The sequence below is a fragment of the Streptomyces sp. NBC_00654 genome (assembly GCF_026341775.1).
Taxonomy (GTDB): domain Bacteria; phylum Actinomycetota; class Actinomycetes; order Streptomycetales; family Streptomycetaceae; genus Streptomyces.
This window is the reverse complement of sequence record NZ_JAPEOB010000005.1, coordinates 68,769-83,597: the sequence shown is the minus strand read 5'-3', so window position 1 is coordinate 83,597 and position 14,829 is coordinate 68,769. Positions and strand designations below refer to the sequence as shown.

At 67.1% G+C, this 14,829-nt stretch carries 11 protein-coding genes and 2 pseudogenes; 6 read left to right on the top strand and 7 right to left on the bottom strand.

The window, feature by feature from the left end:
• Window positions 1-524: 524 nt before the first annotated feature.
• Together OHA98_RS40160 and OHA98_RS40155 are read right to left on the bottom strand one after the other, a co-directional pair.
• Window positions 525-773: a hypothetical protein gene (locus OHA98_RS40160; protein ID WP_266933261.1), complete on the bottom strand. Its 249-nt coding sequence runs from the start codon at window positions 771-773 to the stop codon at window positions 525-527.
• Between the two features lie 186 nt (window positions 774-959).
• Window positions 960-1,106 (bottom strand): annotated as a pseudogene (locus OHA98_RS40155) (transposase); the annotation flags it as partial.
• 99 nt (window positions 1,107-1,205) lie between these two features.
• Here OHA98_RS40155 and OHA98_RS40150 point away from each other — a divergent pair.
• Window positions 1,206-1,622, top strand: a complete 417-nt coding sequence (locus tag OHA98_RS40150) for a hypothetical protein (protein WP_266933179.1) — start codon at window positions 1,206-1,208, stop codon at window positions 1,620-1,622.
• Window positions 1,623-1,822: 200 nt separating this feature from the next.
• Here OHA98_RS40150 and OHA98_RS43035 read toward each other — a convergent pair.
• Window positions 1,823-3,389: pseudogene (locus tag OHA98_RS43035) on the bottom strand (DUF4158 domain-containing protein); the annotation flags it as partial.
• A gap of 1,308 nt (window positions 3,390-4,697) precedes the next feature.
• Here OHA98_RS43035 and OHA98_RS40130 point away from each other — a divergent pair.
• Both OHA98_RS40130 and OHA98_RS40125 read left to right on the top strand, forming a co-directional pair.
• Window positions 4,698-5,753 (top strand): hypothetical protein, encoded by a 1,056-nt coding sequence (locus OHA98_RS40130; RefSeq protein ID WP_266933171.1) that lies wholly within the window; start codon window positions 4,698-4,700, stop codon window positions 5,751-5,753.
• Between the two features lie 98 nt (window positions 5,754-5,851).
• On the top strand, window positions 5,852-6,553 hold the full coding sequence (locus tag OHA98_RS40125) for a DUF6461 domain-containing protein (RefSeq protein WP_323179719.1): 702 nt from the start codon (window positions 5,852-5,854) through the stop codon (window positions 6,551-6,553).
• Window positions 6,554-6,636: 83 nt separating this feature from the next.
• Here the strand turns inward: OHA98_RS40125 and OHA98_RS40120 are convergent, their stop codons facing one another.
• Complete coding sequence (locus OHA98_RS40120) at window positions 6,637-6,852, bottom strand: Tn3 family transposase (protein ID WP_266933252.1); 216 nt, start codon at window positions 6,850-6,852, stop codon at window positions 6,637-6,639.
• A 311-nt stretch (window positions 6,853-7,163) separates the two neighbouring features.
• On the opposite strand from OHA98_RS40120, the gene OHA98_RS40115 reads away from it, so the two are divergent.
• On the top strand, window positions 7,164-8,405 hold the full coding sequence (locus OHA98_RS40115; RefSeq protein ID WP_266933169.1) for an IS110 family transposase: 1,242 nt from the start codon (window positions 7,164-7,166) through the stop codon (window positions 8,403-8,405).
• A gap of 525 nt (window positions 8,406-8,930) precedes the next feature.
• Here the strand turns inward: OHA98_RS40115 and OHA98_RS40110 are convergent.
• From OHA98_RS40110 to OHA98_RS40100, 3 genes are all read right to left on the bottom strand, one after another.
• Entirely contained in the window at window positions 8,931-9,314 is a 384-nt protein-coding gene (locus OHA98_RS40110) for a DUF6009 family protein (RefSeq protein ID WP_266933167.1), read from the bottom strand.
• A 164-nt stretch (window positions 9,315-9,478) separates the two neighbouring features.
• Window positions 9,479-11,014: a phage/plasmid primase, P4 family gene (locus tag OHA98_RS40105; protein ID WP_266933166.1), complete on the bottom strand. Its 1,536-nt coding sequence runs from the start codon at window positions 11,012-11,014 to the stop codon at window positions 9,479-9,481.
• Entirely contained in the window at window positions 11,011-11,949 is a 939-nt protein-coding gene (locus tag OHA98_RS40100) for a bifunctional DNA primase/polymerase (protein ID WP_266933250.1), read from the bottom strand. Before OHA98_RS40100 ends, OHA98_RS40105 begins: the two co-directional genes overlap by 4 nt.
• 86 nt (window positions 11,950-12,035) lie before the next feature.
• Here OHA98_RS40100 and istA point away from each other — a divergent pair, with 86 nt between their 5' ends.
• Together istA and istB are read left to right on the top strand one after the other, a co-directional pair.
• Window positions 12,036-13,334 carry an IS21 family transposase gene (gene istA, locus OHA98_RS40095; protein WP_266922051.1) on the top strand — a complete coding sequence of 433 codons (1,299 nt, stop codon included), beginning with the start codon at window positions 12,036-12,038 and terminating at the stop codon, window positions 13,332-13,334.
• The gene (istB, locus tag OHA98_RS40090) at window positions 13,334-14,173 is read left to right on the top strand and encodes an IS21-like element helper ATPase IstB (protein ID WP_266922050.1); all 840 of its coding nucleotides are present in this window, start codon (window positions 13,334-13,336) and stop codon (window positions 14,171-14,173) included. The genes istA and istB overlap by 1 nt, the downstream gene beginning before the upstream one ends.
• Window positions 14,174-14,829: the final 656 nt, after the last annotated feature.

Below are 14,829 nucleotides of genomic sequence, written 5' to 3'. Positions count from 1 at the left end.
CTTCCGCATTTCCGGCAGCGTGTGCCGGACCAATCCCAGGAGAGTGAGGTCCAACGGCTCTACGGTCGTCCGCGCCCATGGGAAGCGTGACAAGAGCCGTCACGCCATAACGCAACCCGCCGTACCGACACATGCTCCCTCCGCGGCCCCCTACTCGGGGCTGCTGGAACGGCTGCGGTGGGCCCACGAACACAGGCAGAGCGCCTACCAGCAGGCCCGCCCCCCCTACGTCCTGTCCGGGGCCGTTGACAAGGCCCCAGGAGCAGCGCGAGGGTCCTGGCAGGGCTGGGTGTGGAGTGGGCGTAACACCAGCCGAGGCTGGTCGTTGCACCGGTCGGACAGACGTCACGTCATGTCACAGAGAGACCCCGGGCGCCATCGCCCGGGGTCTCGTGCTGTCGGCACCGTATACGGGCGTCATCGGACAGCGGCAGGCTAAGGGCTGTCCCGCCCGGTCGGGCGGGGCTGGCCGTGTGCGCGGAGCAGGCGGGCTGGAGGGCAAGGCAGACAGCCGCACCGTCTGCTCAGCCTGTGGGTGCCCGGGGGTGCAGGTGTTGGTGGGCGGCGTGTTCCTGTTCCATGGCGCGGTGCAGGTGCCACAGGGTCACCGCGGGAAGCAGGCCGCCGAGCCGGGCGGCCGCCCTCAAATCCTCGACCGCACCGGTCAGAAGGGTCCTGGCCGTGTGCCCGGTCTCGCCGGTCCGGGCGGGAACATCAGCAGCGGCCGCTTCGAGGAGATCGGCCAACTCGGCGATACCCGGATCCTCCGGCACCTCCCCACCCCACCCCGCCGCCGCGTCACCGAGCTGGGCAATGCGACGGCCACGCCTCGCCGCCAGACGTAAGGAAACATCCCCGTTGATCACAGAGACATCGTCCCCCACCACCCGAACACGAGACAACAAAACCGTCAGCAGACGATGGTCCGGTCCAGAGCGGGCCGTTGGTTTCGGCATGTCGCGCCAGGGAGCACCGGTCCGTGTCCTCCACCGGATGCCGTCCAACAGCCGCCGCGACCACTTTCTCGGCCGGCCAGGTTTCCGACCAGTCGGCAGCAGCGGCTCCATTCGGTCCCACTGCACGTCAGACGGATCTCCACGCTTCATGCCCTGATCAACGCGGAGCAGGCTGCAGAATGACGAGCGGTGATCGATGGTGCGTGGCAGCACCTCAGGCCCTGGTCGTTAACGTGGAAGAGATAACTGATGAGCGACTTCACCGACGTCATATTGCTGTTCAGCTACCTGGAAGACTCGGTGCTTCAGCACATCATCAGCCTTGATCCCCTTGACGCCGGCCTGCACCCCGGCGGCTTCAAGCGGGTCAGCGGGGACCAGCAGCTCGGGCACTGGGGAGGCACCCCCCGGGGCGCTGAATGCCATGTCCTCGCAGGCACGTTCAATCACCTCAACACCGGAAAGCTCCGCAGCACACTCCAGACATTGCCCTGGAAGTGCCCCCACTCGGTCCAACTGCTGCTGCACAACGAGAACGATGCCGTGTTCGGAATGTGGATGCTCCTCGACGGTCGCTGGCTCGAAGTGCCCATGCCGCGAACGGTTCGCCGGTCCGCAGACGGTCACCTTCAGCGAACTGACTGCCCCGATGACGAGTACCGGTAGCCGTGAGGGCAGCAGTCGCTTGGCTTTCCCAGCGCTCGTGATCAATACACCTAGCGGCCGCCGCCGTGGCGATCAGCGTGTCGATGGCTGTTGCCCGTCACAGCGTGGGAGCACCGGGATGGCTGTCAGGGCGGCTTCGGCCGTGCAGAGACAGGTGTGGTTGAGGGAAGGGTGAAGGCAAGAGAGCACGCTTGCTGCGGCTGCTCCCATGCCTCACCGGCCAGCAGCTTCGCCCTCGGGTCGCCCCACTTGGAGGAGTTCTTCGCGAAGATCTCCCGCCGGCGCAGCATGCTGTGGAACTGCTCCAGCACGCAGAACACGTACGCCTTCCAGTCCACTGTCCCCGGCTCCAGGTTCGGTGCGGCCAGCACCAGACGCCGCCAGGACCCGGCCAGTAGCTCGGTGTCGATCTCGGCAGGTCCCACCTTCTTGCGGCCCATCAGCTCCGGCAAGGTCTTCAGAGCGGCCAGAATCGGGGCGCCCTCCGGAGTCCTCCCGAGTCCACAACCTTGACCAGGAGCTTCAGGAACGGCCGCACCGTGCCGAACCGGGTGGCCAGCATCGCCCGCCATGCCTGATCCGCATCGGAGTCCAGCGGCGGGGTCAGCTCGAACAGCGCCGCGATCGCGGCAGCCAGCTCGTTGCGCGGCACCACCGCCTCGATCTGCTCCCACATCGCCGTCAGCGTCTCCACCTTCGGCGGATTGATCTCCCCGGTGTCAATGTCGACCTGCTCGGAGGTGGTGTCGAAGACGACCTGGAACGCGGTCGCCAGCTTCGCCCCGGCCCGCTCGACCCTCGGCAGGGTCCTCATCTTCTCCTTGGCCGTCTCCCGCTCGGCCTTGGCCAGCAGCTTCGTGGCGATCAGCACCTCCAGCAGGTCCAGGGCGTCATCGACCGCCCGCGTCGTCAGGTGCACCGCAGTGGCCAGCAGCGTCGCCAGGCGCCGCGCGTCGTTGTGCCGCTTGAGCAACGTGGCTTTGCCGTCCACGCCGTACCTCGACAGCTCCGCCAGCCGGCGCGGCGGTATCCCCGACACGTCCAGGGTGCCCATGCCCAGATCAGCGATCTCCTCTGCCGGGCCAGGGACCATTTCATCTGCGGGCCCGACACGCGCACCGGCCCGCGCCGCAGCCGGTCCAGCTCCGAGACCCGCGCACCGGCAGGCACCGTCAGCAGCGAGTCCAGCACCGCTCGCTGGCCGGTGTTCAGAAGTCCGTAGAGGGTGTCCCACAGCCGCTGGTTCGCCGCCTCCCGAACGCTGCCCACCAGCCGCGACAAGCGGCTCGCCCCAGGCAGAAGCACCCTGCGCTCGCGCAGCCATCCCGCCGCCGCATCGAACAACGCCTTCGGCCCGTCCCCAGTCGTCCAGGCCCGCGCATCCAGCCAGTCACTCAGCTCGGCCGAGACCTCGGCGAAGTCCCGCCAGCCCCCGGCCTCCTGAATCTCCCCGGCGTGGGTGCGGGCCGTCCCGTCCCGCTCGCCGTACTCCTTTAGGCACGACGGGTCCGCGATCTCCAGCTGCTCGGCCAGGTACTCGGCCACCTCCGCCGGCACCTGCCGCGGGTCCGGCAGGAACCGGCCCAAGTAGCGCACGCTCGTGAGCTGGACCGCGTACCCGAGCCGGTTGTGCGCACGCCGCTTGGCTTGCGCTGCCTCCCGGTCCGCGTCGTCCAGGAAGAAGTACCGCTCCAACTCGGTACGGGACGGGGCCCCGGCAAACACCCCGTACCCAGCCTGCTCGCCCGACAGAAACTCGACCGCCACAACAACTCTCCGTAGATCGACAACAGCGACCCACGAAGGCTCTGACAGGCGATCACCCCAGGTCAAAGCGTCAAGCAACACCGAGAAGGCTTAGCGCACGATCTGACATGGATGTTCCTCAAGCCCCGACTCGGTTCCCCAGCCCTGCGGCGAGCGGCCACGGAGGCACCGGTGCGGGCACCGTCGTGGTCCCTACCGCTCGGCCTCGGCGAAGGAGGCAGCGGTGATGTCGAATCATCCACGACGCGCACCTCATGGACCTCTCCTTCAGAGAAGGAAAGGCCGTCAACGACCACCCCGAATGGACCGACGGCCGCAGAGGCCGAAGAAGTTGAGCCGCGATCGGTAGACGTAACCTCTGCTCCAACACCAAGAGCCGCCATGATCGGCTCGCCCAGGAGCAGCGTGAGGTGCTCGCGGAGCTCAGGGGGGATGGGCGGCGCCACGGGCGGGCTGTGACGAGTCGCTGAACCGGCAGCACCGACGTCACGTCATGTCGCAGAGAGACCCCGGGCATCATCGTCCGGGGTCTCGCGCTGTCGGTGCCGCCCGCGTCACGGGGCGCTGTCCGGGGTGTCCGTGAGGTTCAGGCGGCCGAATGTTTCCAGCAGGTGGGCGACCCGGCCGGGTTCCAGGGCATCCTGGACCGCTGCGGCCGCGGTGAGGGTGCCCTGACGAATCTCCGCGGTGCCTCCCGCCAGTGGGCTGCCAACTGATCGAGGCGCGCGATGTTATCCGGCTCCGGGTCGGGGAGCGCCCGTCAGCGTCTCCAGTCATTCGGCACTTCTCCTTCTTTGCCGGCCACGTCGGAACAGGTGCGGACGCGCCGGCTCCAGCAAGCCCGGCGCGCAGTCCGTCGTAGTGGCTTCGGCATTCGTTCGTTTGTCGCCACTCGTGGGCGCCAAGGGCATAGCGGCACACCCATCACAAGAGTGCCGCACAAGACAAGAGGCGGTCTTCGAGCGCCAACTTTTGATCAAGTTCGGTACGCATGCGGCTCCCCCGTTACCGTCCTTCACGGTGTGCACGCAAACGTGTGCACACCGTGCACGTCCGTTCAACAGAAGGAAGTTGATGAGCCGCACACAGCGCATAATCGCGGCGGCTGCCTCGCTGGCAGCCGCCGTGTCCTTTGCTGTCACGGGTAGTGCTACAGCAGCCGATACTCCTGGGCGCCAGGCGCTTGGCACGATTAAGGCCGCTGACCTCCCAGCCCCGGAATCGGAGCAGGGCCAAGTCAAACTCGGCTCCGGAAGGTCGTGCTCCCCCATTCAGCTCTCCGAGCGGGCCGCTCTTGGCGGTGCGGCCATGGCGTGTGTCGAGACCAGGCCGCTGGCGGCAAGCCGCACCGCTACCGCGTGGACTGCCGAACAGACCGCTGACGCCGAAGCCTGCGACATCACTCAGCCGGGCTACTGGACCTGGACCCGGACCGGCGGCATGTGTCTGAACGGTCAGGAGGTCACATACACGCTGTGGGATGACAAGGGCGCGGTCTTGGGAACCGGCCTGATGGACGTGAAGAGCAGCATGGACCTCAGCGCCACTAACGTGAGCTGGAACGAGCTGATCACCGTCAAGGTGATTGCCGTCACCGGGCAGGTGACGAGCCTCAACGTCTCCTTCGACGTGTCCTGCACCTCGGCCTGTTCCGCGCCCAGCAACCGCCCCTGGACGGGTGCCAGGACTCTCGGCGTTGGTGCGCAGGCGTCCGGGTCTGTCACCTACAACAGCAACGTCGCTTCCGGTGCGTCGGACAGCTTCCAGACGAAATACCACATGTACGTCACCACCACGGGCAACATCCCCACTCAGCCCAACGTCAACTGGGACAGCCCAGTCCAGGCGAAAATCCGATGCGATGCGGAGCTCGCCACGCCTGGCTGTGTCATCCCCGAGAGGAGGGCCGCCCTGGAGTACTCGCTCTCTGACCCCAATCACGGGGCGGCCGCCGCTGCCTACGGCTTCGCCCAGGCCAACCTGCGTGACTGGGCCCCGCTGAGCCGGGCGGACGGACTCAATGACGCCAACCGGGCACGCACGTGCGGATCCCAGAGCAGCGACCCATTTGTGCTGCTCCCGCAGAACGTGCCGAATGACTCCTGCGACGAGTTCCCCTTCGCCGGCTCGTTCGAGGGGGGAACCGATGGTGCTCTGTGTGCCGACATCGTCCCACTGTTCCAGAACGGGCAGTGGATGATTTACGAGGCTCGTACGGACAAGCCTGTCACCTTCAATGAGCCGTGTATACGTGGTCACGTCGCTCTGGAGGCCAACCAGTCCGCCGGCGGCAGGTACGGGGCCTTCGTGAAGAACCAGCGCATCCTGGACACCGAGAAGTACAACGTCAACGTCATCGCCTGATACTGGACGCCGCACCGCCCAGCCAGGGCCCCGAGAATGATTTTCGGGGCCCTTCCGTGGAGCCGAAGGAGATCAACGACGTGGAAGAATCCCCGCCCATGCCGTGGGCATGGGTCACAGATCCGAGTACGGTGATGTGGTGCGTGACCTTCACCCGCTGCATCACACCGCACGACGTGCTGGCCCGGTACGGGGCCGACAGCCGAACCGCCCAGATCCTGACTCGACAGCAGGCCGTACAGCTCAGCGGGACAGAAGGATCGGTGCTACGCGCCGGGGCCCTGGACGACTGGTCGTTCTGCTTCGAGGAGTACGGGGTCATGGGCGCAATGTCCGGCCCCCTGTCGGCACTGTCCCAAGGCACCGAGACCTTCAGCGTCCTACGGGGCGGGGACGGCATGAACGGCTTCGCGTGCTGGCGCGACGGTCGGTGCACCGAGCGTTTCGAGCCCGGCTGCACCCACACCAGACCACCTGCACCACACCCCTGGTGGGACGCGGTGCAGGAACAGCTCGACGCAGCGGGCACGGAGTATTCCGGTCTGGTACCCGTGCTGAACGCTGTAGCCCACCACACCGAGGCGGCGCTCGACACCGACACCCTCAGCGGACCGCTGCTAAGCCTGTTCCTGGACGACAACAGTCGAACCCCCGATCCACCACGTCAGCCGCACCCCCTTCAGCCACCGGGACGTCCACTGGGACCCGCACTGCCCGGGCTGCGTCAGCCACCTGCGGTACAGCACACCCCCAACGTCTCCACCATCCGGCACACCCACGGCCTCAAGACCGAGAAATAACAGCGTCGCCCCTTGGCGAGTGCAAGTTCACCACCGACGCCATGGCCGACATCTCAGACGAACTGCCGCCCGACTTCGCCCGATCAGGCCGCTGTCCCGAAGCCCTCGGCGCACAGGTCCTGGTCGCGGAGCTGGGTAAAGTCGACGTCGAGCTTCGGGTCGTACACCTCGGGCTGGATGCCGAGTTCGTGGGTGGAGCACTCGCCGAACCGTTTGATGTGCTCGGTCAGGTACGGCGAGATGTGGGCCAGGTCCTCCGGTTCGATCTTCCGGCCCTCCTCCAGGAACTGGCCGACGATCTCCGCAATGTCCAGGGCGTTGTGAAGAATGACCGGGTTGGTGAGCAGGGCGTTGACTTCATCGCCTTCTCCTGCTCGGTGGGGTCATTGTCGGCGAGGACGCCCTGGATGCCGAAGCCGGCCCACTGGGAGAACCGGCTGAAGGACTCGGCCTTGTCCGTCGCGGCCGTCACCCGCCGGCGGGCTCCTCGCCGGTGAAATCCGGTGGGCCGTAGATCACCCTTTCTGAGTCTGTCCTGCACAACACCCCCGGTGGTGGTGCAGGTGGCTGCGTGATGCATACATGCCACCTTCGTGGAGGTGGTGCTGGGATGCGGCGATGGTGGGCCGGAATCGACTGGTCATGGGGCTTGCAGGACTTCGTGATCCTCGACGATGAGGGTTCCCTCGTGACGCACCTTCGGGTGCCCGAATCGCCGGAAGGCGTGCGAGAGATACTCGGCGCGCTGCGCGCACTCAATCCAACCAGCCACCGGTTCACCCGCCGGCAGGTCCCGATCGCGATCGAGGAAGGTGGTCGCCTGCTGGTCACCGAGCTGCTGCGCCACCGCCAGCCCGTGATAGTCATTCCCCCGGCCGTGACGTCCCGCTACCGCGGCCGCCACTCCGCAGCAGTCTCCAAGAGCGACCGGGGAGACGCAGCCCTGCTGGCCGACATCATTCGGCAGAACCCTGCCCGCCGTCGGACCGCACCCGCAACGTCCGACCAGGCGGCAGCCATCACCGTGCTCGCCCGTGCCCAAGCCGCCAGCGCGGAGAACGCCCGCACAATCATGGTCCGGCTACGCGCACACCTCGGCCTGTTCTTCCCCGCCGCAGTCGAGGCCTGGGCAGGCATGCAGCACGGCCTGCGGCGGCCCGAAGCCCGTGCGATGCTCACACTGGCCCCAACTCCTCGCCATGCAGCAGCACTGTCCAAACTCAATATCTACAACGCCCTCGCTGCCGCCGGACGACTCCGTCTCCTCGACCATGAGGCCTCACGCCTGCAGAACCTGTTCTCCCAGCCCCGCCTACGACAACACCCCGAGACTGAGGAGGCCATGGGCACCCGCACCCGCCTCCTCATCGCTGAACTGGACATCGTCTGTCAACACGCCAACGAACTCGCGGAGAAGACCGACGTCGCCTTCTCCGCACACCCCCACTACAAGATCTACCGGAGCTTTCCGGCGTGCGGCCCGATCACCGCCGCCCGGCTGTTCGCCGAGATCGGCGACGACCTGAACCGCTTCCCCACACACCGACAGCTCCGCGCGTACGCCGGCACCGCCCCAATCACCTGGTCCTCCGGCAGCAGCCACTCAGTTGTCCACCGCAATGTCTGCAACCGGACGCTCAAGGCTGCAGTGCATCATTGGGCATTCGGCTCCCTCACCCGATCCCCCGGATCCCGGGCCCTGTACGAGACCCGACGCAAACGCGGTGACGGGTACGCAGCGGCACTGCGTCACGTGGGCAACCGACTCCTCAGCGGTCTGCACCACTGCCTGCGGACAGACCAGCTCTACAACGAGATTGTCATGTTCAAACCTACGGCTACGCCAGACTGACGCACAGCAATGAACAGACGCCGCATATCGCTTTGCTGTTGGTCGAACTGGGCAGCGGAAGCGGTGTCCCTTCTCCGTCACCCAAGCCGGGTCGGGCTGGTCGACGGGCAGCCGGAGCAACGCCTGACACGAATCCCTGGGCCCACGAGCCCTTATGCGGGAATGGCGCCGGCTGCCTCTCCACCAGCCCGATCAGAGCGCCGTCCCAACAACGGCATTCCACGCCCTTCCTCGTACCCCTTGAGCTGCGCAGACGAGCGGTCCGTATGGCCGCTGAGATTCGTGGCGATTTCCCGAACCAGTCGGCCAGGCTGAGGGCGGTCGCCCAGAAGGTCGGAATCGGCTCGGCCGAGACTCTGCGGAACTGGGTCAGGCAGAACGAGATCAACTCCGGGCAGCGTCCGGGGACAACCACGGAGGAGTCCGCGGAGATCAAGGCGATGAGGACCCGGCCCAGCGAAAACGTCGAAGCCCTCCACCGCCATCGTGACCGCGCCGAACCCGCTCGCGAGGTCGTGGGGTGTGCTATCGGTTCGCGGAAACGGCTGCGGCGTCGCCTTGCTGGGAGCGGGGGGTTTTCTCCCCGACTTTCCTGGGCTCGATGGTCCGTGGGTCGACGGCCTCGCCGGGGGCGCCTTGACGGTAGACGCCATCGGGAGCCGTGTCGCGGTCGTGGGGCAGGAGGAAGAAGACACGTCTGCGGTAGAGGCCGCTGTCGGGATCGGCGTCCGCGGTCTCGTCGAGTTCGGTGTAGCCGATCATCCGGCCGTCGCGGGCGTAGCGGGGTTTGTTGCGGCGGCGGGGTGTTTTGTCGAGGGCCTGGCGGACGTAGTCGAGGGTGTCGGGGTTTTCCAGCCACACGATGCGGGCTTCGTCGGTGAGGTCGCTCTCGGTCAGTAGCGAGCTCATGGCCGCGTTCCCTCCTGTGTGGCTGCGCCGGTGGTGGTCTGTCCGGTGCTTTGGTTGTTTTCCTGCCCGTGGGGCTGTGGGTTGTCCGTGCTGGTGTGGGCCTCTCCATCGTAGAGCGGTCCGGGATGTGGGGGCAGGGGTGTGTGGTGGGGGTGGGTTTTCATCTACTCGGCTGCCAGGGCGAGGGCGGGGTAGAACTTTCGGCCGTTGGATTTGATCATGTCGGAGGGTGAGGCGAGGGCGAGTTCCTGGCGGACTCGGGTGGCGAAGGTGCGTGCGGTGGCGGGGCGGATGCCTTCTCCGGCGGTGCACCAGGAGCTGTAGGCGGTGTAGAGGAGGCCTTGTTCGACGCGGAGGTCGGGGTGGGTCTCGGTGTCGCGGGTGCAGCATTCGGTGAGGAAGCGGCCGATGTGGTCTTCGGTGTTGGCGTAGGCGGTGGTGGCGATGCGGACGCGGTCGGGTCCGGTGAGGGGGTCGCGGGTGGCGAGGTATCGGCGGGCGCCTTCGGTGAGCCAGTGCAGGATGCCGGGGCCTTCGTCGCGGACGAGTTCGACGGCGAGGTTGTCGATCTTGTGGTCGTCGGAGACGACTCGTTCGAAGGGCAGCAGCCGGATGCGGCGCCAGAAGGCGAAGCCGCCGGTGGAGACCTCGGGCCGGTGGTTGCCGAGGAGCCAGAGGTGGTGGGTGGGGGTGAAGGAGAAGTAGTCCTGTCGCATGCGGCGGGCTTTGATTTTGTCGCCGCCGGTGAGGAGGCGGACGCGGGCCTCGTCGAACTTGTCGTTCGGTTTGAGTTCGCTGCACACGATGAGGCGGCGGCCGTGGAGTTCGGTGAGTTCGGTGGAGTGTTCGGAGAAGGCGCCGCGGTCCATGAGGAAGCCGGGTGGGGCGGCGTCCGCGTAGTCGCCCAGGATCTGGATCATCACGTCGAGGAGGACGGACTTGCCGTTCTTGCCCTGGCCGTGGAGGAAGGGCAGGACCTGCGCGCCGACGTCGCCGGTGACGGAGTAGCCCAGGAGCAGTTTCAGGAAGTCGATCATTTCCCGGCCTTCGGCGTCGTCGCCGAAGGTGTCGGTGAGGAAGCGGTCCCAGCGGGGGGTGGGCATGGCCTGGGGGGCGACGCTGGTGGCTCGTGAGTGGAAGTCCCGGGTGGCGTCCGGCTTGCGGAGCCGGCCGGTGTGGAGGTCGACGACACCTTCGGGGGTGCACAGGGCGTAGGGGTCCCCGTCGAGGGTGTCGGGATCCAGGGACAGGTCCGGGGAGGCTTTCGCCTGGACGAGGAGTGCCTTCATGCCGGTGGTCGACAGCGTGCGCTTCTTGTGGACGTGGAGCTCGCGGTCGCTGAACAGGCCGCGGGGGTCTGTCTCCGGCATTTCCTCGGCCATCTCCCCTGCCGCCCATAGAGCAGCCTTCTCTCCTCCGGTGCGTTTCCACCGGTAGCCGTCCCAGGAGAACCAGCCCAGTCCCTCGACATGCCGGAACTCGTCCCGGTAGAGACGGACGAACAGCTTCGCGTTACCGCGGTCGGTCAGGGTGGAGGGCAGTTGTCCACCCGCATGCCCGGCCGGCGGAACGGCTGAGATCCCCGGCGCAGATTTCGGAGTCGATGCCTGCGCAGGCAGGGCGGGGGCCTCTTCTTGAAGATCGAGCATCTGCTGAGCGGCGGCAGTTGCGTCAAAACGCGTGCTCTCGGCGCTGCTCATGAACGTCCTTCGAGGTGGAACGGGCGGACGGTCCCGGCGGCGAGACCGTCATGGATGATCTTCTCGTTGCGTGCTGTCTGCCAGGGCCGGGCAGTCTCGGCCGCGTTCACCAAGAGCTGCCGGGCAGCTAGGTCGTCCAGATGGCCGGCGGCCACCAGGCCCCCGGCGGTGAAGGCTGCACGGTTCAGCTTTTCGGTGAACCCGGCGCCCTCTGATGTCGCCGCGCACTCGGAAACGGCGGCGACGAGCGGATCGAGAACCCGGTGCGCGCGCTGCGGGCTGCGGGCTGCACGCGCTGAGGGAAGCGGTGCGCGCGGGGTTCTCGGTCGGTCTGGGGTCAGGACGTGTCCGGTGCGGGTCAGTTCCGCGGCGAGCCAGTCCGGCAGCGGGGCAGGCAGCCGGGTGGGGCCGACGGCTTCGTAAGTGCCCTGGGAGGTGCGGGTTGCCGGCGCGAGGATGTACCCACCGTGTGCCCGGACATCGACCTGCCAGGCGAGCGCGACCTTCGGGCTTGACCCGGTGGACGACCGGTAGCGGATGGCAGGAGACGGGTTGCGGTACCAGACGTGCAGCCCGCCGGACGGTGTACGGACCCTCAGAGTGTTCGTATCCTCCGCGGGGGACGGCTGCTTTCTGAGCGCGGCGAGCAGCGCCAGGGTGTCGAAGCCCGAGACGAGACCATTGAGGTTGACCGACTCGTGGATCGGGATGCCTGGCAGCAGACGGTTTCGCTCCGGGACTGCGACGGAATGCGCGTCGATGTCGATGACGACCAGGCTGGCCGGGCCACAGGCCACGCCCACACCTGCGTGGGGGCTGTCATTCCACCAGCGCTCAATCCTGTCCGGGACTGTGGTCCCCGCATGAAAACCATGGCAGGGACGTCCTGCGGGGAGGCAGGGACAGGCTGCCTGTCGGCAACGGGTGAAATGGATACCACGGACGGCGGATGAAAAGTGAGCCACTCTGCGATCTCTTGATCATTCTGGCTTCAGGGTCTCTGGAGCGGGAGGAAGAGAGGGTGATCCTTGTGGAGGACTGGGCTGAGATCCGCCGGTTGCACCGGGCTCAAGGACTGTCCGCGCGGGCTGTTGCCCGACAGCTGGGGATTTCACGGAACACGGTGCTACGGGCTCTTGCTTCGGACCGGCCCCCGCAGTACCGGCGGGCGGCGAAGGGGTCTGCGGTGGACGCGGTGGAACCTGCGGTCCGGGAGCTGCTGCGGCAGACCCCGACCATGCCCGTGACTGTGATCGCGGAGCGAATCGGCTGGGAACGCGGGCTGACGATCCTGCGGGACCGGGTGCGTGAGCTGCGGCCGGTGTATCTGCCGGTGGATCCGGTATCGCGGACGGTCTATCAGCCCGGTGAGCTCGCGCAGTGCGACTTGTGGTTTCCGCCGGTGGATATCCCCCTCGGCTACGGCCAGAGTGGACGCCCGCCGGTCCTGGTCATCGTCTCGGGCTACTCACGGATGATCACCGCCCGGATGCTGCCCTCCCGGCAGACCGGCGACCTGATCGACGGTCACTGGCGGCTGCTGGCCGACGGCTGGCAAGCAGTCCCCAGGACGCTTGTCTGGGACAATGAGGCAGGCATCGGCAGAGGAAAGCTGACTTCCGAGTTCGCGGCGTTCGCGGGGCTGCTCGCGGTGAAGGTCCACTTGTGCCGGCCCCGTGACCCGGAGGCCAAGGGCCTGGTGGAACGCGCGAATGGTTACCTGGAGACGAGTTTCCTGCCCGGGCGGACGTTCAGTGGCCCCGACGATTTCAACACCCAGCTCACCGGCTGGCTGCAGATCGCCAACCGCAGGACCCATCGTGCAATCGCCGCTCGGCCGACGGACCGCTGGGAGTCCGACCGGGCCCAGATGCTCCCGGTCCCGCCGGTCGCCCCGCCCCACTGGTGGCGCTTTCAGACCCGCATCGGCCGTGACCACTACATCCGGGTCGATACCTGCGACTATTCCGTCCACCCCCGGGCGATCGGTCACCGCGTCCTGGTCCGTGCGGACAACGAGGACATCACGGTCACCCTCACCGATACCCCCAGCGCCGGTGCCGGGACGGAGACGGTGGCGCGGCACCCGCGCTGCTGGGCCCGCCACCAGACGCTCACCGACCCCGAGCACGCCGAGGCGGCCCGCCTCCTGCGCGGAGAGGTCTGGCATCAGCAGGCCGCCCGAGCGGCCACCGCCCATACTGCCGCCCTGGCACCGAACAACCTCGGCGTCGAAGTCGAACAGCGCGAACTGGACACCTACGACCGGATGTTCACCCTCATTGAGGGCGGCGGCGGGAAAGAGGAGGCGGACACCTGATGCCCCGCACCCCAGCGGCCGGCTCCCGGCCAGGCCCGGCGAAAACCGCGGACAAAACAGCGCCCACCGGCCATCAGACTGCCTCGGACCTGGCATTTCTCGCCCGCGCGATGAAGGCACCCACCCTGCTGGACGCCGCCGAACGTCTGGCCGAACGCGCCCGCGCCGAGTCCTGGACCCACACCGAATACCTGGTCGCCTGCCTGCAACGCGAGGTGTCCGCCCGCGACAGCCACGGCGGCGAGGGCCGCACCCGGGCTGCCCACTTCCCCGCGATCAAGACCATCGAGGAACTCGATGTCGCCCATCTGCGCGGTCTGACGCGACAACAGCTCGCGCATCTGGGCACACTGGACTTCATAACGGGCAAAGAGAATGTGGTCTTCCTCGGCCCGCCCGGAACCGGCAAGACCCACATCGCCACCGGCCTCGCCGTCCGGGCCTGCCAGAGCGGACACCGCGTGGCCTTCGCCACCGCTTCCCAATGGGTGGACCGCCTCGCCGCAGCCCGCCGCTCCGGGCAACTCCAGGAAGAACTGGTCAAACTCGGCCGCTACCCGCTGATCGTGATCGACGAGGTGGGATACATCCCCTTCGAAGCCGAAGCGGCCAACCTCTTCTTCCAGCTGATCGCCAACCGCTACGAGAGAGCGAGTGTGATCGTCACGAGCAACAAGCCCTTCGGACGCTGGGGAGAAGTCTTCGGCGACGAGACCGTGGCCGCCGCCATGATCGACCGGCTCGTCCACCACGCAGAGGTCCACTCCCTCAAAGGCGAGTCCTACCGCATGCGAGGACGAAAACTCGGCCGCGTCCCCACCCCCACCGACAACGACTGACAACCAACCAAGACCGCAAAACGGCCCACAATTCAACCGCCCAAACTGGCCTCAAATTCGGCCGTTGCCGACACTGCCGCGTCGTGTGGGTGTTCCCTGCAGGAGGAACAGTTGGCTGCCGGCGTCTTCCGGCCCGCAGCCAAGGGGTGAACGGGCCAGCCGTTTCCGGCACACCAACGTGCAAGAGCAAGCGGAGCCACCAACCCGGCAGGGGAAGCAACTGAGCCTGTCTCACGGGGGCGCTGCACGAAGTTGTCCTCGTCGGTCCGGCCATTGGGCTTGAGTCCCTGCCTGGAAGCCGGTGCTCGCAGGGTTTCTCAGCGCCCGAAGGGACTGAAGGGACTCACTTTCGGAAGAGAGTCTATGACGTGGATCCACAGAGACAGGCGGATTCGCCCCGCGTGCCGTTCTATCAGATTCCCGGTCCCTTGAGTCCCTTCAGGCCCTGCAGGGTGGAGGGCGCGTCGCCGACGTCGGGAGATCGAGTCGTCGGCGGAAGAACGGCGCCCGCGACCGGCCCCCGGGAAGGGGCTGAGTGGCCCGGACAGGGGCGGGGCTGCTTCGGTCCCTGGCTTGAGTCCCTGAGTAAAACTGCAGGTCAGCGCCCTTCAGCCCTACAAGAAGGGACTGAAGGGACTGAGATCTCTAATTATGAG

What these genes read in the sequence shown, in the direction of transcription:
- OHA98_RS40115 (WP_266933169.1), top strand. Translation starts at nt 7,164, where the DNA reads ATGCGGCGATGGTGGGCCGGAATCGACTGGTCATGGGGCTTGCAGGAC.
- OHA98_RS40130 (WP_266933171.1), top strand. Translation starts at nt 4,698, where the DNA reads ATGGCGTGTGTCGAGACCAGGCCGCTGGCGGCAAGCCGCACCGCTACC.
- istB (WP_266922050.1), top strand. Translation starts at nt 13,334, where the DNA reads ATGCCCCGCACCCCAGCGGCCGGCTCCCGGCCAGGCCCGGCGAAAACC.
- OHA98_RS40150 (WP_266933179.1), top strand. Translation starts at nt 1,206, where the DNA reads ATGAGCGACTTCACCGACGTCATATTGCTGTTCAGCTACCTGGAAGAC.
- OHA98_RS40110 (WP_266933167.1), bottom strand. Translation starts at nt 9,314, where the DNA reads ATGAGCTCGCTACTGACCGAGAGCGACCTCACCGACGAAGCCCGCATC.
- OHA98_RS40125 (WP_323179719.1), top strand. Translation starts at nt 5,852, where the DNA reads ATGCCGTGGGCATGGGTCACAGATCCGAGTACGGTGATGTGGTGCGTG.
- OHA98_RS40105 (WP_266933166.1), bottom strand. Translation starts at nt 11,014, where the DNA reads ATGAGCAGCGCCGAGAGCACGCGTTTTGACGCAACTGCCGCCGCTCAG.